Genomic DNA, 17,435 nt, shown 5'->3' on the forward strand with positions numbered 1-17,435 from the left:
TCATCTGCGCAAGAGGACGCCGCCGCAAGGGGGAATCTGCGGCGGCTTTGTGCTACATCAGAACTTCATTTCCAGCAGGGCGCGCACCACGGCGGTGGTTGGCGTGATGGTGCCGTCGCGCAGGGTCCCGGTGGACTCGACGAAGGCCGATTCGTTGTAGTTGTCCTGGTGCAGGGCGTTGGCTACGGCGACGCGCAGCTGGGTCTTGGGCGTGAACTTCCACAGGCCGTACAGGTCCAGCGAACGCTTCGGAATCGAATAGGCGTACTGGCGGTCCGAAATGCGCACCGGGCCGCCGCTCTGGAAGCTGAAGCTGCCGCCCAGGGTCAGCGGCAGGGTGTCCAGTTTCCAGTCGGCGCCCACGGTGCCGCTGATCGGGGTCTGCTGGTCCAGGCGGTTGTTCGGGCCGGGCACGGAGTCCAGGTCCGACCAGTTGCGCGACAGGTTGGCGCGCATTTCTATCGCCGGCGCCGTTGGATACATGGAGCGCAGCGGCAGCTTGGCTTCCAGCTCGATGCCGCGCGTGTTGGCGGTGCCGGCGTTGACCGGGCGCGACACGTACAGGCCGTCGATCAGCGCCACCTGCTGGCGCGTGATGTCCTTGATGCGGCGCACGAAGGTGCTGGCCGTCATCAGGCCGCCGCCCGGCAGGTAGTGCTCGAACGCCAGGTCCAGGCCCCAGGCCAGTTCAGGCTTGAGCAGCGGATTGCCGGTCTGGTCCGGGCTGGTGGCGGTGTTGTTGTTGGAGGCGAAGCGGCGCGGGATCAGGCTGTTCACGCCGGGCGCCTTGTAGGTGCGCGATACGCCCAGGCGCACCTGGTCGGCCTTGCTGCCGGGGATTTTCCACAGCGTCTGGAACAGCGGGCTCCACACGCTGGACTTGTTGCTCACCGGCGCGTAGTCGTTGCCTTCGCTGGTGGTCTCGATGCCTTCCCAGCGCAGGCCGAAGTACACCGACCAGCGGTCCGTGACGGTCCATTCGTCCTGCGCGTACAGCGCCAGGCGCTTCACGTCGGCCGAGTAGATCTGGTCCAGGTTGACCGCCGGCGCGCCCACCGGGCTGCTTTCGCGCTGAATGCGGTCTTCGTCGCGCTTGCTGTAGCCGGCGTCCCAGCCGGTGGCCAGCGCGTGGCCTTCGAACAGCGGCGTCGAGTACTTGCCGGTGGTGGTGAAGCCCTTGTCGGTGGAGTCGGAGGTCACCGTGCGCTGCAGGGCCAGCACATTGTTGGCGAAGTACTGCAGCGACGGCGCTTCGGTGGAGCGCTTGTTGTAGTTGGCGCCGCCTTTCACTTCCAGCTTGGCGCCCGCGGCCAGCTTGCGGGTCCAGGTCAGGTCGGTGCGCAGCAGGGCCACGTCGGAATCGATGTCCACGCTGGTGGCGCTGTAGCGCGGCAGGGCGCCTTGCAGGGTGTTCACGCGTTCGTCCGTGTCGCCGCGGAAGCGGTTCACGTTGACGAAGCTTTGCGAGGTGATGATGTCGTTCGGGCCGAGGTTGATGTTCACGCGCGGCGACAGGTTCAGCGCCTCGAACGAGCCGCTGCTGGTCTGCTCGGTGCGGCGCGACAGGTTCTGCACGCCGGCCGGGTTGGTGCCGGTGGTGACGATCTCGGCGGGACGGTTGAACTTGCCGTAGGTGACGCCGCCGCCCACCGCGTAGGAAATGGCGCCCTTGCGGTCGGAGATCTGGAAATTGGTGTTGGTGCCCAGCTTGCCGTTGTCGTCCTGCAGGCCGACCTTGATTTCGCGCTGCGCCGTGACGATGGCCTTCTTCAGCACGATGTTGATGCCGCCGGCGATGGCCTGGGTGCTGAACTCGGCCGTGGCCGCGCGCATCACTTCGATGCGTTCTATCATGTCCGGCGACAGCGAGTCGAGCGAGAAGCCCGGCGGCGCCGGTTCGCCGTTCAGCATGATCTGGGTGTAGCCGCTGCCCAGGCCGCGCATGCGGATGTCGCCGCCGCGTCCCTGCACGCCGCCCACGGTGATGCCGGGCAGGCGCTTGAGCACCTCGGCGATGGTGGTGTCGCCGTTCTTCAGTATCTCTTCCTGCGTCACGACGATTTTGGTAGCGGTATCGTTGCGGCGCGCGTCATAGGTCTCCGCGGCGCCCTTGATCTCCACTTTCTGGATCGGTTCTTTGGCGGGCTTGACGGGTTCTTCAGCCGCGTAAACGTGGGCCGAGCCGATCAAAATGGGCGCCGTGCCGAGCAACTTCAGCAGGCGCAGCAGGGTAGGGGACGGGCGGAGCCGTTGGGTCATGGTGTTTACCGATAGGGAAAAGTTACACAAGGAAAAGCCCGCTCAAGGCGGGCTTTTCCACTTTGCTAGCATGGTAATAGGAATGTTGCTGAGTTTCAATTGCTACATGCGGCGCCCAAAACGCGATTTCGCCGAGCATGGGCTGCAATTGCGCGCAGTTGGCGCCTATATGCGCATATTACGGGGATTCGCTGCCATATGCCGCCATTGGGTCTGGCGCGGCGATGAAAAAATAATTACTCAGGCGTTGGCGCGCAGCGACAGTCGCGGCACTGTCGGGGAGTTTGCTATCCAAACACTTGCTTTAGCGATTGCGCCTCCGGCAGGGCGTCGCTCCATGCTTCCAATTGTTCCAGACTGGCTTTGGCAAGTTTTTTCCGGTTAGTTTGCGACAACGGCCCGAAACGGCGTGCGAGTTGCCGTTGCAACAGCGCGGCAGCGCCTTCCTGCCGGCCTTTCTCCATGAACATTTCCTCCAACGGTGTAACCCATTCAAGTGGACGCCTCATATTGAGTTCCATTTTGTGCTCCTTTCGCAGCTGGAAGACACCTCGCCAGTAGTGCCCCTGCTGTGGCGCCGGCAAGGTCATCATCCAATTAATCACCTTGAACAAAACGATTATGCGCCGGTTGCTCCACCCATGTTCATACAGTAGCGTGGTCAATTGCCACTTGGCCGCGTAGAGTTGATCCGGATCGTGACGGGCTTGCTGCGTGCGCAGGTGAGCCAGCGTGACCCAGGCAAACGGGTTATGCGAGGCCATCAAATCATCGCACCTGGTGGCGGCGCGCCAGGGAGGTGTCGCGTTGCGCTTGAACCTCGATATGGATCAGCACCCATTGCGCACTGCCGTCGCGCAGGCGCACCTCGGCTAGTTTGTCGGCCACCATGCTGTCCGGCGCATCGCCGAAACTGATACCCGCCAGCTCTTTGTCACGGAAGATCGGCCGCTTCGACCAGTCGATTTGGGCGGAAAGATCGGGGAAAAAGAAGACCATGAAGGCATGCAAAGCATGCGTCAACGCAGTCTTCCAGGGTAAATCGTAGCGGGCAGGCGGGGCGGTGTTTAGCATCCGCCCAGTCTATGCGGAGGTCATGCCCGGCCGTATTGATATCGGACATGACCAGTCGGTTTACTGCCTGAGAAACTGTAGAACAGGCTGCAGGATGGCCGCGCCCAGGCGGGCGCTGCGGGCGCCGTCCCAGCCGGTGACCGGGTCGGGGTCGTTGGCGTTGTCCTTGAACGGCATTTCCAGCGTCAGCGACAGGCAGCCGAAGGCGTGCGAGATGTGCGGCGAACCCATGGACAGGGTTTCCGGCGTCAGCGGGCTTTCGCCGTAGCCGAATTCGTCCTGGAAGTCCGGGCTGGCGATCTTGAAGGCGTCGATGAAGTCCTGCTGGCGCTCGGCGTCGGCCTTGCTCCAGGTCTCCAGCGCTTCGCTGCCGGCCGTGAACACATAGGGCAGGCCTTCGTCGCCGTGGATGTCCAGGAACAGGTCGCAGCCCACTTCCTTCATCTTGTTCAGCACCAGGAACACTTCCGGGCTGCGCTCCATGGTCGGCTTGAACCATTCGCGGTTCAGGTTGGCGCCGGCGGCGTTGGTGCGCAGGTTGCCGCGCACGGAGCCGTCCGGGTTCATATTCGGCACCACGTAGAACACGGCTTCCTGCAGCAGCTGGCGGCCGAAGGGGTTGGCCACGTCCAGCAGGGCGTCTACCATGCCTTCCACAAACCATTCCGCCATGGTCTCGCCCGGGTGCTGGCGCGCGATGACCCACACCTTGGGTTTGCCTTCTTCCGGCTCGCCTATCACCAGCAGATTCATGTCGTGGCCGTCGAGGGTGCTGCCCAGGTCTTCCATGCGCACGTAGTCGTTCAGCTGGGCGTTGTCCAGCAGGGCCAGGTGGCGTTCCCACGAGTAGGGTTCGAAATAGGCGTAGTAGACGCTGTCGTATTCCGGCGTGTGCTCGATGACCATGGTCTTGCCGTCATACGAGGTGGGCACGCGGAACCAGGTGTCGCGGTCGTAGCTGGCCACAGCCTGGTAGTCCTTCCAGCCGTCCGGATAGGCGGCCTGGCCGGCGTTCAGGAAGTTCATCGTCAGCGGGGTCGCCTTGGCGCCCTGCACGCGGAAATAGAACCACTGGATGATGTCGGCAGCGGAGTCTTTGCGGATGTTCAGGTCGATCGCGGAAGGGTCGTCCGCGCGCAGAACGTCGATGGCGCCAGCATCGAATTGGTGGCTGATTTTGATAGGCATTGCGTCGGTCCTGACGGTAAAAAATCGGGTGTGCCGACATGATACTAGTTTTATGCACAAGCTTGGGATTGCAAGCTTGCCAATTCGGTCATACACTAGGCCGGGATTCCTCACGAAAACAATACCGGAGACTGAACCTATGCAGCGTCGTTCCTTCCTGAAGAATGCCACCCTGGGCGCTGGCGCCGGCGCGCTGGCGGCAGCCCCGGCCTTGGCCCAGGCGCAGCCCGCCGTGACCTGGCGCCTCGCTTCCAGCTTCCCCAAGACCCTGGACACCATCTACGGCTCGGCCGAGCATTTCTGCAAGCGCGTGGCCGAGCTGACCGGCGGCAAGTTCACCATCCGCCAGCACGCGGCGGGCGAGATCGTGCCCGGCCTGCAGGTGATGGACGCGGTGCAGGCGGGCACGGTGGAAATGGGCCATACGCCTTCCTACTATTACTTCGGCAAGGACCCGGCCTTCTGCTTCGACTGCGCCGTGCCTTTCGGCCTGACGTCGCGCCAGCAGACCGCATGGTACGACCAGGGCGGCGGCCGCGAGCTGATGCGCGAGTTCTACAAGGGCTACGGCATCATCAACTTCATGGCCGGCAACACCGGCACCCAGATGGGCGGCTGGTACCGCAAGGAAGTGAAGACCGTGGCGGACATGAAGGGCCTGAAGATCCGCATCGCCGGTTTCGCCGGGCGCGTGATGGAGCGCATGGGCGCGGTGCCGCAGCAGATCCCGGCCAGCGATGTGTACAGCGCGCTGGAGAAGGGCACCATCGATGCGGCCGAGTGGGTCGGCCCTTACGACGATGAGAAACTGGGCCTGCAGCGCGTGGCGCCGCACTACTACGCGCCGGGCTGGTGGGAAGCGGGGCCGCAGCTGTCGTTCTACGTCAATATCAAGGAATGGGAGAAGCTGCCCAAGGAGTACCAGGCCGCGGTGGAGTGCGCCAGCTACGAGTGCCACGTCGTCATGCAGGCCGAGTACGACACCAAGAACCCCGCCGCGCTGGCGCGCCTGCTGAAGAACGGCGCCAAGCTGCACACCTTCTCCAAGGAGATTATGGACGCGTCGTACAAGCTGTCCACCGCCGTGATGGAGGAGGAGGCCGCGAAGAACGCCAAGTTCAAGAAGATCTACGAGCCGTGGAAGAAGTTCCGCCAGGACCAGAACCAGTGGGCCTCGGTGGCCGAAGCCACCATGCAGAACTACCTGATCAACGCCGGCCGGAAATAAGCCAAGTAAGCCAACTCTGCGCCAGATCAAAACGGGCCGCACACCGACTTGCTATGTTGGCTTGCGGCCCTCCGCATTGTGCGGCCGCGCCGCGCTACCGGAGTAGCATCATCATGGCGCCTACTATTTTTCGGCAAGATGCCTTCCGATTCTTTTTCTTCTCGCGGGAGGAAACTAGAATGCATGTGCATGTGTCTCACCCTGACGGTGAAGCGAAGTTTTGGCTGGAGCCCCAGCTTGAGTTGGCCACTTCCCAAGGCTTGAAGGCGAAGCAACTTGCGTACATTGTGCAGCTTATTACTGCGCGTCGAATGGAGATCGATGATGCATGGCGAAAACATTTCTCTTGTTGAGATCCTGGACGTCTCCCCGCACGGCTTTTCGCTGTTGGTGGATGGTGAAACGCTGCATTTGCGGCTCGCCGATTTTCCGTGGTTCGACGGCGTGTCGCGGCAGCAGTTACAGGCAATTGAGCGTCCGGCTGAAGGGCATTTGTATTGGCCCGAGCTGGATATCGATTTATCGTTCGATTCCATCCGAGACCCTGCCGCCTTTCCCCTTGTTGCGTCGCGCTGACAAAACCTTTTAGTGCGGAAAATGTGCGCTACACTGCCTTGGCCGCCGGCCCGGGCTGGTGCGGCGCACTTTCAATTTAAAAGGGGACCAAGATGAAGCAGCTGTTTCGGGTAGTCTTTGCGGCCTTGCTGGCCTGTTCGCTGGTGCAGGGCGCGTCGGCGGCCAATGTGGGCACGGCCGACGAGGCGGTGGCCATGGTGAAGAAGGCGGCGGCCTATATCGCCGCCAACGGCAAGGACAAGGCCTTCGCCGAAATCAGCAACCCCAGCGGCCAGTTCAAGGACCGCGACCTCTACATCGCCGTGCTGGACAAGACCGGCCTGACCCTGGCCCACGGCGGCAACCCCAAGCTGATCGGCAAATCCATGATCGACCTGAAGGACGTGGACGACAAGCACTTCATCAAGGCCTTCCTCGACGTGGCCGCCACCAAGGGCAGCGGCTGGGTGGACTACAAATGGCCCAACCCGGTCAGCAAGGCCATCGAAAAGAAATCCACCTATGTGGAAAAGGCCGGCGACCTGGTCATCATTTGCGGCATCTATAAAGGCTAGCCCGCCCCCGCATCGCGGCGGGAATGTTGATTGAGAGCAGCTATAATGCTCAATTGTCATTCCTGTCTGCTACGATGCCTGATCCATCCCCTGTGCGTATTGCGGTGCTCGTTCCCTGCTACAACGAAGCCACGACAATCGCCGCGATTATCCGCGACTTCAAGCGCTATCTGCCGTCGGCGCAGATTTTTGTGTTCGACAACAACTCCACCGACGACACCGTGCGCATCGCCCGCGAGGCGGGCGCCATCGTGCGCCACGTGCCGGCGCAGGGCAAAGGCAGCGTGGTGCGCCGCATGTTTGCCGACGTGGAGGCCGACGCCTATGTGATGGTGGACGGCGACGACACCTACGACGCCTCGGTGGCGCCGGTGCTGGTCGACCGCCTGCTCGACGAGGGGCTGGACATGCTGGTGGGCAGCCGCGTGACCGAAGAGCAGAGCGCCTACCGCTTCGGCCACCGCTTCGGCAACCGCCTGCTCACGGGCTGTTTGTCCGCTGTGTTCGGCCGCACCTTCAACGACATCCTGTCCGGCTACCGCGTGTTCTCGCGCCGCTACGTCAAGTCCTTCGCCGCGCATTCGGCCGGTTTCGAAATCGAAACCGAGCTGACCGTGCACGCGCTGGAGCTGCGCCTGCCGGTGGCCGAGGTCGAGACCGTCTACAAGTCGCGTCCGGAAGGCTCGTTCAGCAAGCTCAACACCTACCGCGACGGCGCGCGCATCCTGATGACCATCTTGCGCCTGTTCAAATCGGAACGGCCGCTGGCCTTCTTCGGCATCGGCTTCCTGCTGTGTACGCTGCTTTCGGCTGGCCTGTCCGTGCCGCTGCTGGCGACCTATCTGCAAACCGGCCTGGTGCCCCGTTTGCCGACCGCCGTGCTGTGCGCCTCCCTGATGCTGCTGGGGATTATCCTGCTGGTCTGCGGCCTGATACTGGACGCGGTGACCAAGGCCCGCATCGAGCAAAAACGCTTTGCCTACATGGCGGTGCCGGTATTCAGCCGGGAAGCGCCATGAGCGCGGGTGTGCTGGGGCGCCTGGAAGCTTGGCTGCTGCGCTGGGCCGCGCCGCTGTCGCATCCGCGCGCTGCGCGGCGCGCTGCCTTCATCGTGCCGCTGCTGTGCGGCCTGCTGTCCCTGGCCATGGGGCAGGACGACGGCTGGGACATGCGCAACTACCACCTCTACAACGTGCATGCGCTGCTGAACGGGCGCATGGCGCTGGACATGTCGCCGGCCGGCTTCCAGAGCTATTTCAACCCCTTGCTCGACGTGCCGTATTTCCTGCTGACGCAATGGCTGCCCGCGCCGGTGGCCGGCTTTGCCTTCGGCGTGCTGCACGGCCTGGCCTTTGTGCTGGTGGCCGCCATCGTGCGCCAGTTCGTCGCCAACGGCCGCACCGCGCTGCTGCTGGCCATCGCAGGCATGATGAGCGCGGCCTTCCTGTCCGAGCTGGGCAATTCCATGGGCGACAACGTGACGGCGCTGCTGGTGCTGTGGTCGCTGTACTGGCTGCTGCGCCGCTGGGAACAGCTGCCGTCCTGCGCCGGAGCGGGCCTGCGCGCGCTGCTGGGCGCGGGCGCCGTCATGGGGCTGGGCCTTGGCCTGAAGCTGACCAATGTGAGCTTCGCGGTGGGCGCCTGCGCCGCGCTGCTGGTCCTGGCCGCGCCGCTGCGGCAGCGCGTGCTGGCGGCCTTCCTGTATGGCGTGGGCGTGCTGGCCGGCATGGCGGCGACGTCGGGCTACTGGATGTTCCGCATGTGGAGCAGCTACGGCAACCCGCTGTTTCCGCAATTTAACAACATCTTCCACGGCCCGATGGCGGCCGAACTGGGCGTGCTGGACGAGGGGCACTTGCCGCGCGGCCCGGCTGAAGCCCTGCTGTGGCCTTTCGTGTTCACGCGCAATATCGGCCGCATCGCCGAAGTGCCCATCCAGCAAATCATCTGGCCGCTGCTGTACACGGCGGTGGCGGCGTGGGCGGTGATGGCGCTGCTGCGCCGCGTGCAGGGAACGCAGGGCAAGCTCGCCGCGCTGCCCGTGCTGGCGCCGCGCGCCTTGTTCCTGCTGGTGTTCTTCGCGGTGTCGTATGTGGTGTGGGTGCGCCTGTTCAGCATCTACCGCTACGTGGTGCCGATGGAGCTGCTGGCCCCGCTGCTGTTCTGGCTGCTGCTGCAGGCCATGGTGCCGCAGGCGCTGGCGGCCCGCCTGGGCGGCTGGCTGCTGCTGGCCGCCACGCTGGCGGTGCTGCCGTTCACCACCTGGGGCCACGCTGGCTGGACCGAACGCGCCTTCGCGGCCGATGCGCCGCGCATCGCGCAGCCCGCGCGCGCCGTGGTGTTCCAGGCCTCGTCGGACAGTCCCATGGGATGGCTGGCGCAGTTCATGCCGCCCGAGGCGGCGGTGGTTGGCCTGGGTTCCGGTTTCCCCGAGTCGCAGGCCTACCGGGAGCGCATGCAGCAGCTGATCGCCACGCGCGGCGGGCCGCACTACATCATGTTCCCCATCGCCACCGACAAGCGCGCCACCGGCATGGAGCGCAAGGCGCAGCTGGCCGGCTCGCTGGGGCTGACCGGCAGCGAATCGGGCTGCCGCGCGCTGGAATGGCTGGCCAGCCATGTGCGCATGAAGGCCCAGGTCGACCGCACGGCGGCCTCTTCGGGCCAGCTGTGCACGCTGGCCTTGCAGGCGCAGTACCGCAAGGATACGGCGCCTGAGGACCGGGCGATGGAAGCGGAGGCGGCGCGCCGTTTGCGCCTGATCGGCCTGGCGTATGATCCCGCCACGTGCGTGGCTTACCGCGCGTCGGTGGGCACGGAGCCTTATCCGTACCGGATGTGCACAGTGGCGGCGCTGGCTGGGAACTAGTCCAGCCCGCCGAAGCGCTGGCGGAAGTCGCCGCCGGCTTCGGCGGCGCTGTCGTCCTCGCGGCGCAGCACGGCCAGCACGTGCTGCTCGGCCGCCGCCGCCACCAGGCGGTACAGCTCGCGCGCCAGCGCGTAGGCGGAGGCGCCCGGCCACGGTTCGGGCAGCAGTTCCACCGGGAGCTGCGGATCGTGCAGCTGCACCCGGCGCCAGGCGTGGATCAGCAGCGAGCGGATCACGAAGGCCTGCTCCGGCTCAGGCTGGTGCCCGCCGCGCAGCAGGGCCAGCAGCGGCTCGAACTGGGCGATGAACTGCAGGTAGCCGCCGCTCACGCCGCTCAGGTCCCAGCCCTCGTCTATCATTTCCCGCAGCGGCCGCCCGTTGCGCGCGCCCGGCATTTCCGCCGCGTGGCAGATGAACAGCTTGTCGCGCATGCCGGTACGCGCCAGCAGCTCGTCCAGCGTGTCCGGATTGCCGGCCGGATGGCCGAACACGCCGGCCGACACCAGGCCGTAACCCTCCCACACCAGCTCCTTGCGCAGCAGCGTGCGCTCGGCCGCGCCCAGGCTGTTGCCGCTCATGACCAGGGTCCAGTCGCCGTCCCAGTGCACCTGCAGCGGCGCGTAGATGCGGCGCTGCGCGCGCGCAAAGCGGGCCTGCGCCTCGGGCGCGATGGAATAGGACGAGCGCCGCCCGTCGCGCTGCGACACCAGCCAGCCTTCCTGCGCCAGCCGGAACACGGCGGTGCGCAGCAGCCTGTCGTTCACGCCGAAGGGACCCAGCAGCTCGATCAGGCTGCCCAGCCACACCATGCCGCCATGCGGCACGATGGCGTCGCCGAAGATGGTCATCACCAGCGATTTCGAGCGCGGCGGGTCGCTGGCCAGGAAGTGGGTGATCCATTCGTTGCTGTTCAGGGTCTTCATCTTGCGCACGGGTGATGTTCTCTCAAGCCGGGAGTTTACTTTGCCGTGGCTTCGGCGCAGCATTATTTTTTTTGTATCTGCCCATTCTGGCACCATTTCACCCCAAAGGGATACAGTTTTTTGATTTGAGTCAAAAAATCAGTATGCAAACGAATTTTTGTATCGTATGATGATTTCACACCCTTGACCAAGGAGACAAAACATGTACGCACAGATGGTTGAAACCGGCCTGAAGAAAGTTCAGACGAACGAGGACATGAGCGCCGACGAGCGCGAGTTCCAGGCCCGTATCGACGCCGGCGTGAAGATCGAAGCCAAGGACTGGATGCCGGACGCGTACCGCAAGACGCTGATACGCCAGATCTCCCAGCACGCCCACTCCGAAATCGTCGGCCAGCTGCCTGAAGGCAACTGGGTGACCCGCGCCCCCACGCTGAAACGCAAGTCCATCCTGCTGGCCAAGATCCAGGACGAGGCCGGCCACGGCCTGTACCTGTACAGCGCCGCCGAGACCCTGGGCGTGTCGCGCGACGAGCTGCTGGCCGCCCTGCACAGCGGCAAAGCCAAGTATTCCAGCATCTTCAACTACCCCACGCTGAGCTGGGCCGACATGGGCGCCATCGGCTGGCTGGTGGATGGCTCGGCCATCATCAACCAGATCCCGCTGTGCCGCTGCTCCTACGGCCCGTATTCGCGCGCCATGATCCGCGTCTGCAAGGAAGAGTCCTTCCACGCGCGCCAGGGCTACGACATCATGATGTCGCTGGCCAAGGGCACGCCGGAACAGAAAGCCATGGCGCAGGACGCGCTGAACCGCTGGTGGTGGCCGTCGCTGATGATGTTCGGCCCATCGGACGCCGAGTCGGTCAACAGCGCGCAGTCCGCGCAATGGCGCATCAAGCTGTTCTCGAACGACGAGCTGCGCCAGCGCATGGTCGACCAGACCGTGCCGCAAGCCGAATACCTGGGCCTGACCGTGCCCGACCCGGACCTGAAGTTCAACGCCGAAACCGGCCACTATGAATTCGGCGAAATCGACTGGAGCGAGTTCCAGGCCGTCCTGAAGGGCAACGGCCCGTGCAACCGCGAGCGCCTGCGCACCCGCGTGCAGGCCTGGGAAGAGGGCGAGTGGTTCCGCGACGCGCTGGTGGCCTACGCCGACAAACACCAAGAGGACAAGGCTGCGGCCTGAGGAGACATAAGATGAGCAAAGAATGGCCATTGTGGGAAGTTTTCATCCGTAGCCAGCACGGCCTGGCGCACAAGCACGTGGGCAGCCTGCATGCGTCCGACGCCGGCATGGCGGTCAACAACGCGCGCGACGTGTACACCCGCCGCAATGAAGGCGTGAGCATCTGGGTGGTGCGCGCCACCGACATCGTGGCCAGCAGCCCGGGCGACAAGGACGCGCTGTTCGAGCCGTCCAACAGCAAGGTCTATCGCCATCCCACCTTCTTCCCGATGCCGGAAGAAGTGAAGAACCTGTAAGCGCGAGGCGAGCATGGACAACAAGATTGCATACCTGCTGCGCCAGGGCGACAACGCGCTGATCCTGAGCCAGCGCCTGTCCGAGCTGTGCGGCAAGGGCCCAGCGCTGGAGGAGGACATGGCGCTGACCAACGTGGCGCTGGACCTGCTGGGCCAGACCCGCATGTGGTACAGCTACGCCGCCGAACTGGAAGGCGCGGGCCGCGACGAGGACAAGCTGGCCTACCACCGCGACGCGCACGACTTCAAGAACTGCCTGCTGGTGGAGCAGAAGAACGGCAACTACGCCGACACCATGATGCGCCAGTTCTACTTCGATACCTGGCACTACTTCTTCATCGGCGCGCTGACCAAGTGCGGCGACGAGCGCATCCGCGAGATTGCCGAGAAGTCGCTGAAGGAAGTGACCTACCACCTGCGCCGCAGCGGCGACCTGATCGTGCGCCTGGGCGACGGCACCGAAGTGAGCCACGCCAAGACGCAGGCGGCGGCCGACGAGCTGTGGATGTACACGGGTGAGTTCTTCAAGTACGACGCGGTGGACGAGGCCATGGTGGCTGCGGGCGTGGCCCCGGCTTCCGGGCCGCTGCGCGCGCAGTGGCTGGCCCACGTGAGCGACATCTTCGGCGAAGCCACCTTGACGATGCCGTCGCCGGACGCGTGGATGCAGAAGGGCGGCAAGCAGGGCGTGCACAGCGAGCACCTGGGCTATCTGCTGGCCGAGATGCAGTTCCTGCAGCGCGCCTACCCCGGTTCGGAGTGGTAAATGCCAGCCGCCGCCGTCACTGCTGAACAGGTCTGGACGTGGCTCGCCGAGGTGGCCGACCCGGAGATCCCCGTGATCTCCGTGGTGGACCTGGGCATCGTGCGCGGCGTGGCCGTGGCGGACGATGGCGCTTGCACCGTCACCATCACGCCCACCTATTCCGGCTGCCCGGCCATGCAGGTGATCGCGGACGCCGTCACCGGTGCGCTGCGCGAGCGCGGCATGGCACAGGTGGAGCTGCGCACGCAGCTGTCGCCCGCCTGGACCACGGACTGGATGAGCGAGGAGGGCAAGGCCAAGCTGAAAGGCTATGGCATCGCCCCGCCCGCGCAGCAGGTGATCGACATCAGCGGCTTGCGGCGCACCGCGTCCGGCGCACCGGACCTGGCCGCAGGAGTGCGCCGTGGCGCCGTCGCCAAGCCCCAGGTCGTGTGTCCCAACTGCGGCTCCAGCCATACCGAAAACACCAGCCAGTTCGGCTCCACTCCGTGCAAGGCGCTGTACAAATGCCTGGACTGCCGCGAGCCGTTTGACTACTTCAAGTGCCACTGAGAGCATAACCATTATGAGCAAATTCTATCCGCTGTCCGTCGCCAAGGTGAGCAACGAAACGCGCGACTGCATCGCCGTCACCTTCGCCGTGCCGCCCGAACTGGAAGAAAGCTTCAAGTACCAGCAAGGCCAGCACCTCACGCTGCGCACCCACATTAATGCCGAGGACGTGCGCCGTTCCTACTCCATCTGTTCCGCCGTGCAGGACGGCGCGCTGCGCGTGGCCATCAAGCGCACGCCCGGCGGCATGTTCTCCAGCTGGGCCAACGACACCTTGAAGGCCGGCGCCGTGATCGAAGTCATGCCGCCCATGGGCCACTTCAACGTGGCGCTGGACGCGGCCAACCGCAAGAACTACATGGCCTTCGCGGCAGGCAGCGGCATCACGCCCATCCTGTCCATCATCAAGACCACGCTGCTGACGGAGCCGAACAGCCGCTTCACCCTGTTCTACGGCAACCGCGCCTCGTCGTCGGTGATCTTCAAGAACGAACTGGCGGACCTGAAGGACATCTACACGGACCGCCTGAACATCGCCTACGTGATGAGCCGCGAGCAGCAGGACATCGAGCTGTTCAACGGCCGCATCACGAAAGAGAAGGCGCAGCAGTTCCTGCAGCACTGGGTGCGCGTGGAAGATTACGACAACGCCTTTATCTGCGGCCCGGAAGACATGATGCACGGCGTCTCCGAAGCGCTGCAGGAAGCGGGCATGCCGAAGGCGAACATCAAGATCGAACTGTTCGCGGCCAGCATACCCAAGCACCAGCACAAGCCGCGCGCGCAGGCCGACGCCGGCGCCGGCCTGACCGAAGTGACCGTGGTCATGGACGGCAACCACACCATGTTCACCATGGACCGCGACAAGGAATCCATCCTGGACGCAGGCCTGCGCGCCGGCATAGACATGCGCTACTCGTGCAAGGGCGGCGTGTGCTCCACCTGCCGCTGCAAGGTGCTGGACGGGAAAGTGGACATGGACGTGAACTACGCGCTGGAAGACTACGAGATCGCGCGCGGCTTCGTGCTGAGCTGCCAGAGCTTCCCTGTGACCGACAAAGTGGTGGTCGATTTCGACCAGGCTGAATAAAACAAGTGGAGGAGACACCCCATGAGCTACCAGAACATCCTGTTTGAAATCAAAGGCGGCATCGCGAAACTGACGCTGAACCGCCCCGATAAACTGAACAGCTTCACCCAGGCCATGCACCTGGAGGTGCGCGACGCGCTGGCCAAGGTGCAGGCCGACAAATCCGTGCGCGTGCTCCTGCTCACCGGCGCCGGACGCGGCTTCTGCGCCGGCCAGGACCTGGGCGACCGCGCCGTGGAACCCGGCGCCCAAGGCGTGGACCTGGGCGACTCGGTCGAGAAATTCTACGCCCCCCTGGTGCTGACCTTGCGCAGCCTGCCCATGCCCGTCATCTGCGCCGTGAACGGCGTGGCCGCCGGCGCGGGCGCCAACCTGGCGCTGGCTTGCGACATCGTCATCGCCGGCAAGTCGGCCAGTTTCGTGGAAGCCTTCTGCCGCCTCGGCCTGATACCGGACACCGGCGGCACCTGGATTTTGCCGCGCCTGATCGGCATGGCGCGCGCCACCGGCCTGGCTATGCTGGGCGAGAAACTCACCGCGGACCGCGCCGAGCAATGGGGCCTGATCTGGAAGTCCGTGCCCGACGAACTGCTGATGACCGAAGCCACCGCCATGGCCGAACACTTCGCCACCGCGCCCACCAAGGGCCTGGCCTACACCAAGAAGGCGCTGCAGATCAGCCACTGCAACTCGCTGCCGGAGCAGCTCAAGCTGGAAGGCGAAATGATGCGCGAGCTGGGCTACAGCCACGACTACCGCGAAGGCGTGGCCGCTTTCATCGCCAAGCGCGCGCCTGAATTCAAGGGGGAATAAACATGGCCGCTCTGGATAAAGCCAGCGTCGTCGCCGTCATCGGCAGCGGCGCCATGGGCGCGGGCATCGCGCAGGTGGCGGCGGCCGCCGGCCACACCGTCAAGCTGTACGACACGCGCGCCGAGGCGGTGCAGAAAGCCATCGCCGACATCGCCAAGGTCTACCAGAAGCTGGTGGAAAAGGAACGCATGACGGCGGCGGAGGCGCAGGCCGCCACCGCGCGCCTGCAGGCCGCCGACGGCCTGGCCGGCGTGGCCGATGCCGCGCTGGTGGTGGAAGCCATCGTCGAGAACCTGGACGTGAAGCGCTCCCTGTTCGCGGACCTGGAAGGCGTCGTCGGCGACGACTGCATCCTGGCCACCAACACCTCCTCGATTTCCGTCACCGCCATCGCCGCCAAGCTGCGCCGTCCGCAGCGCCTGGTGGGCATGCACTTCTTCAATCCGGTGCCGCTGATGGCGCTGGTGGAAGTGATCAGCGGTCTGGCGACCGATGCGGCCGTGGCCGAAACGGTGTACGACACCGCCATCGCCTGGGGCAAGAACCCGGTGCACGCCAAGTCCACGCCCGGCTTCATCGTCAACCGGGTGGCGCGCCCCTACTACGCGGAAGGCCTGCGCCTGCTCAACGAGCAGGCCGCCGACGCCGCCACCATCGACGCGGTGATGCGCGAAGCGGGCGGCTTCCGCATGGGGCCATTCGAGCTGATGGACCTGATCGGGCATGACGTGAACTACTCCGTCACCCAGTCCGTCTTCAACGCCTATTACAACGACCCGCGCTTCACGCCGTCGGTGATCCAGCAGGAGCTGGTGAACGCCGGCTTCCTGGGCCGCAAGTCCGGCCGTGGCTTCTATGCCTACGGCGAAGGCGCCAGCGTGCCGGCCGCCCGGAGCGAAGCTGCGCAGGCCAGGCCCGAGTACGTGAGCTACAGTGTGGAACCCGGCGCCAGCGGCGCGTCGGCCGTGACGGACGCGGTGCTGGCGCGCTTCCAGGACCGCGGCGTTGCCGTCACGCTGCGCAAGAGCGGCGAGGCGCACGCCCAAAGCCAGGAGCACGCACCGGCCTTCCATTGCAACGGGGCCGCCGTCTATCTGACCGACGGCCGCACGGCCACCCAGCGCGCGGCCGACAACAAGCATCCGGACACGGTGCTGTTCGACCTGGCGCTGGACTACGGCAAAGCCACCCGTATCGCCATCGCCGCCGCCGACCAGTGCAGCGCCGCAGCGTACAGCGCGGTGGTGGGCCTGTTCCAGGCCGCCGGCTTCGCGGTGACCAGGCTGGACGACGTGCCCGGCCTGGCCGTGATGCGCACCGTGGCCATGCTGGCCAACGAGGCGGCGGACGCGGTCAACCAGGGTGTGTGCAGCGCGCAGGGCGCGGACACCGCCATGCAGAAGGGTGTGAACTATCCGCGCGGCCCGCTGGCCTGGGCGGACGCCGTGGGCGTCGAGCGCATCGCCGCCGTATTGACCAACCTCGCAGCCGCGTATGGCGAAGACCGCTACCGCGTGTCGCCGCTGCTGCGCCGCAAACAGGCATCGGGAGCCAAATTCCATGCATAAAGACGCACCAGTTTTATCCGCCGCCCATGATCCTGCCCAAGCGCAGGCCCTGGCCCAGGCGGCCGGCGACGCGATGTACTCGCGCGACCGCGCCACCCAGGCCATGGGCATGCTGCTGGCCGAGATCCGGCCCGGCTACGCGCGCATGACCATGCCGGTGCGGGACGATATGCTGAACGGGCACCAGACCTGCCACGGCGGCTTTATTTTCGCGTTGGCGGACAGCGCCTTCGCGTTCGCGTGCAACAGCCACAACCAAAACACGGTGGGCGCCGGCTGCACGATAGAGTACCTGGCCCCCGGCCGCCATCACGACCTGCTGACGGCGGAAGCCGTGGAGCAGGCGCTGGCCGGCAAGAGCGGCATTTACGACGTCAAGGTCAGCAATCAGGACGGACGCATCATCGCCCTGTTCCGTGGCAAATCGCACCGCGTCAGCGGTGAAGTGGCGCCGCAGCAGGGCTAGGCAGTTAAGCAAAAAATCAGC

The 17,435-nt window shown here is 65.0% G+C and carries 19 protein-coding genes; 14 read left to right on the forward strand and 5 right to left on the reverse strand.

What is annotated here, in order from left to right:
- Positions 1-57 precede the first annotated feature (57 nt).
- The 4 genes from AC07S4_RS11915 to AC07S4_RS11930 all read right to left on the reverse strand — a co-directional run bounded on the left by AC07S4_RS11915 (position 58) and on the right by AC07S4_RS11930 (position 4,521).
- On the reverse strand, positions 58-2,259 hold the full coding sequence (locus tag AC07S4_RS11915; protein ID WP_494986853.1) for a TonB-dependent receptor plug domain-containing protein: 2,202 nt from the start codon (positions 2,257-2,259) through the stop codon (positions 58-60).
- Between the two features lie 287 nt (positions 2,260-2,546).
- Positions 2,547-3,023 (reverse strand): DUF4351 domain-containing protein, encoded by a 477-nt coding sequence (locus AC07S4_RS11920; RefSeq protein ID WP_494986854.1) that lies wholly within the window; start codon positions 3,021-3,023, stop codon positions 2,547-2,549.
- A gap of 4 nt (positions 3,024-3,027) precedes the next feature.
- Positions 3,028-3,333: a hypothetical protein gene (locus AC07S4_RS11925; protein WP_494986855.1), complete on the reverse strand. Its 306-nt coding sequence runs from the start codon at positions 3,331-3,333 to the stop codon at positions 3,028-3,030.
- A gap of 60 nt (positions 3,334-3,393) precedes the next feature.
- Positions 3,394-4,521, reverse strand: coding sequence for a M14 family metallopeptidase (locus AC07S4_RS11930; protein WP_494986856.1), 1,128 nt, complete (start codon positions 4,519-4,521; stop codon positions 3,394-3,396).
- A gap of 139 nt (positions 4,522-4,660) precedes the next feature.
- Here AC07S4_RS11930 and AC07S4_RS11935 point away from each other — a divergent pair, with 139 nt between their 5' ends.
- From AC07S4_RS11935 to AC07S4_RS11960, 6 genes are all read left to right on the forward strand, one after another.
- Positions 4,661-5,749: a TRAP transporter substrate-binding protein gene (locus AC07S4_RS11935; protein WP_494986857.1), complete on the forward strand. Its 1,089-nt coding sequence runs from the start codon at positions 4,661-4,663 to the stop codon at positions 5,747-5,749.
- Between the two features lie 179 nt (positions 5,750-5,928).
- Complete coding sequence (locus AC07S4_RS11940; RefSeq protein ID WP_494987138.1) at positions 5,929-6,102, forward strand: DUF4160 domain-containing protein; 174 nt, start codon at positions 5,929-5,931, stop codon at positions 6,100-6,102.
- Positions 6,071-6,325, forward strand: a complete 255-nt coding sequence (locus AC07S4_RS11945; RefSeq protein ID WP_494986858.1) for a DUF2442 domain-containing protein — start codon at positions 6,071-6,073, stop codon at positions 6,323-6,325. The genes AC07S4_RS11940 and AC07S4_RS11945 overlap by 32 nt, the downstream gene beginning before the upstream one ends.
- A 92-nt stretch (positions 6,326-6,417) precedes the next feature.
- Entirely contained in the window at positions 6,418-6,879 is a 462-nt protein-coding gene (locus tag AC07S4_RS11950; protein ID WP_494986859.1) for a cache domain-containing protein, read from the forward strand.
- A 74-nt stretch (positions 6,880-6,953) separates the two neighbouring features.
- Positions 6,954-7,898 (forward strand): glycosyltransferase family 2 protein, encoded by a 945-nt coding sequence (locus tag AC07S4_RS11955; RefSeq protein WP_494986860.1) that lies wholly within the window; start codon positions 6,954-6,956, stop codon positions 7,896-7,898.
- Positions 7,895-9,748, forward strand: coding sequence for a hypothetical protein (locus AC07S4_RS11960; RefSeq protein ID WP_494986861.1), 1,854 nt, complete (start codon positions 7,895-7,897; stop codon positions 9,746-9,748). Before AC07S4_RS11955 ends, AC07S4_RS11960 begins: the two co-directional genes overlap by 4 nt.
- Here AC07S4_RS11960 and paaX read toward each other — a convergent pair.
- Positions 9,745-10,671, reverse strand: coding sequence for a phenylacetic acid degradation operon negative regulatory protein PaaX (gene paaX / locus AC07S4_RS11965; RefSeq protein WP_494987139.1), 927 nt, complete (start codon positions 10,669-10,671; stop codon positions 9,745-9,747). The two genes, AC07S4_RS11960 and paaX, sit on opposite strands and share 4 nt — an antisense overlap.
- A 202-nt stretch (positions 10,672-10,873) precedes the next feature.
- On the opposite strand from paaX, the gene paaA reads away from it, so the two are divergent.
- From paaA to paaI, 8 genes are read left to right on the forward strand one after another with little or no spacing between them, the layout of a single operon-like run.
- The gene (gene paaA / locus AC07S4_RS11970) at positions 10,874-11,863 is read left to right on the forward strand and encodes a 1,2-phenylacetyl-CoA epoxidase subunit PaaA (protein ID WP_161072806.1); all 990 of its coding nucleotides are present in this window, start codon (positions 10,874-10,876) and stop codon (positions 11,861-11,863) included.
- An 11-nt stretch (positions 11,864-11,874) separates the two neighbouring features.
- Entirely contained in the window at positions 11,875-12,159 is a 285-nt protein-coding gene (gene paaB / locus AC07S4_RS11975; RefSeq protein WP_161072805.1) for a 1,2-phenylacetyl-CoA epoxidase subunit PaaB, read from the forward strand.
- Positions 12,160-12,172: 13 nt separating this feature from the next.
- A complete protein-coding gene (gene paaC / locus AC07S4_RS11980) occupies positions 12,173-12,925 on the forward strand; it encodes a 1,2-phenylacetyl-CoA epoxidase subunit PaaC (protein ID WP_494986862.1) in 753 nt (250 codons plus the stop codon).
- Positions 12,926-13,477 (forward strand): 1,2-phenylacetyl-CoA epoxidase subunit PaaD, encoded by a 552-nt coding sequence (gene paaD, locus AC07S4_RS11985; protein WP_494986863.1) that lies wholly within the window; start codon positions 12,926-12,928, stop codon positions 13,475-13,477.
- Between the two features lie 13 nt (positions 13,478-13,490).
- Positions 13,491-14,567 (forward strand): 1,2-phenylacetyl-CoA epoxidase subunit PaaE, encoded by a 1,077-nt coding sequence (paaE, locus tag AC07S4_RS11990; RefSeq protein ID WP_494986864.1) that lies wholly within the window; start codon positions 13,491-13,493, stop codon positions 14,565-14,567.
- Between the two features lie 21 nt (positions 14,568-14,588).
- Positions 14,589-15,380 carry a 2-(1,2-epoxy-1,2-dihydrophenyl)acetyl-CoA isomerase PaaG gene (paaG, locus tag AC07S4_RS11995; RefSeq protein WP_494986865.1) on the forward strand — a complete coding sequence of 264 codons (792 nt, stop codon included), beginning with the start codon at positions 14,589-14,591 and terminating at the stop codon, positions 15,378-15,380.
- Between the two features lie 2 nt (positions 15,381-15,382).
- The gene (gene paaH / locus AC07S4_RS12000) at positions 15,383-16,948 is read left to right on the forward strand and encodes a 3-hydroxyacyl-CoA dehydrogenase PaaH (protein ID WP_494986866.1); all 1,566 of its coding nucleotides are present in this window, start codon (positions 15,383-15,385) and stop codon (positions 16,946-16,948) included.
- Positions 16,941-17,414, forward strand: a complete 474-nt coding sequence (gene paaI / locus AC07S4_RS12005) for a hydroxyphenylacetyl-CoA thioesterase PaaI (RefSeq protein ID WP_161072799.1) — start codon at positions 16,941-16,943, stop codon at positions 17,412-17,414. The genes paaH and paaI overlap by 8 nt, the downstream gene beginning before the upstream one ends.
- The last annotated feature ends 21 nt before the right edge of the window (positions 17,415-17,435 follow it).

The organism is Pseudoduganella sp. GW821-FHT05F09, assembly GCF_059419605.1.

Excerpts from the sequence above, each read along its gene's own strand:
- AC07S4_RS11945 (WP_494986858.1), top strand. The coding sequence starts at position 6,071 with ATGATGCATGGCGAAAACATTTCTCTTGTTGAGATCCTGGACGTCTCC.
- paaC (WP_494986862.1), top strand. The coding sequence starts at position 12,173 with ATGGACAACAAGATTGCATACCTGCTGCGCCAGGGCGACAACGCGCTG.
- AC07S4_RS11960 (WP_494986861.1), top strand. The coding sequence starts at position 7,895 with ATGAGCGCGGGTGTGCTGGGGCGCCTGGAAGCTTGGCTGCTGCGCTGG.
- paaH (WP_494986866.1), top strand. The coding sequence starts at position 15,383 with ATGGCCGCTCTGGATAAAGCCAGCGTCGTCGCCGTCATCGGCAGCGGC.
- AC07S4_RS11915 (WP_494986853.1), bottom strand. The coding sequence starts at position 2,259 with ATGACCCAACGGCTCCGCCCGTCCCCTACCCTGCTGCGCCTGCTGAAG.
- AC07S4_RS11925 (WP_494986855.1), bottom strand. The coding sequence starts at position 3,333 with ATGCTAAACACCGCCCCGCCTGCCCGCTACGATTTACCCTGGAAGACT.
- paaB (WP_161072805.1), top strand. The coding sequence starts at position 11,875 with ATGAGCAAAGAATGGCCATTGTGGGAAGTTTTCATCCGTAGCCAGCAC.
- paaG (WP_494986865.1), top strand. The coding sequence starts at position 14,589 with ATGAGCTACCAGAACATCCTGTTTGAAATCAAAGGCGGCATCGCGAAA.
- AC07S4_RS11955 (WP_494986860.1), top strand. The coding sequence starts at position 6,954 with ATGCCTGATCCATCCCCTGTGCGTATTGCGGTGCTCGTTCCCTGCTAC.
- AC07S4_RS11950 (WP_494986859.1), top strand. The coding sequence starts at position 6,418 with ATGAAGCAGCTGTTTCGGGTAGTCTTTGCGGCCTTGCTGGCCTGTTCG.
- AC07S4_RS11935 (WP_494986857.1), top strand. The coding sequence starts at position 4,661 with ATGCAGCGTCGTTCCTTCCTGAAGAATGCCACCCTGGGCGCTGGCGCC.
- paaI (WP_161072799.1), top strand. The coding sequence starts at position 16,941 with ATGCATAAAGACGCACCAGTTTTATCCGCCGCCCATGATCCTGCCCAA.
- AC07S4_RS11920 (WP_494986854.1), bottom strand. The coding sequence starts at position 3,023 with ATGGCCTCGCATAACCCGTTTGCCTGGGTCACGCTGGCTCACCTGCGC.
- paaD (WP_494986863.1), top strand. The coding sequence starts at position 12,926 with ATGCCAGCCGCCGCCGTCACTGCTGAACAGGTCTGGACGTGGCTCGCC.
- paaX (WP_494987139.1), bottom strand. The coding sequence starts at position 10,671 with ATGAAGACCCTGAACAGCAACGAATGGATCACCCACTTCCTGGCCAGC.
- AC07S4_RS11930 (WP_494986856.1), bottom strand. The coding sequence starts at position 4,521 with ATGCCTATCAAAATCAGCCACCAATTCGATGCTGGCGCCATCGACGTT.
- paaA (WP_161072806.1), top strand. The coding sequence starts at position 10,874 with ATGTACGCACAGATGGTTGAAACCGGCCTGAAGAAAGTTCAGACGAAC.
- AC07S4_RS11940 (WP_494987138.1), top strand. The coding sequence starts at position 5,929 with ATGCATGTGCATGTGTCTCACCCTGACGGTGAAGCGAAGTTTTGGCTG.
- paaE (WP_494986864.1), top strand. The coding sequence starts at position 13,491 with ATGAGCAAATTCTATCCGCTGTCCGTCGCCAAGGTGAGCAACGAAACG.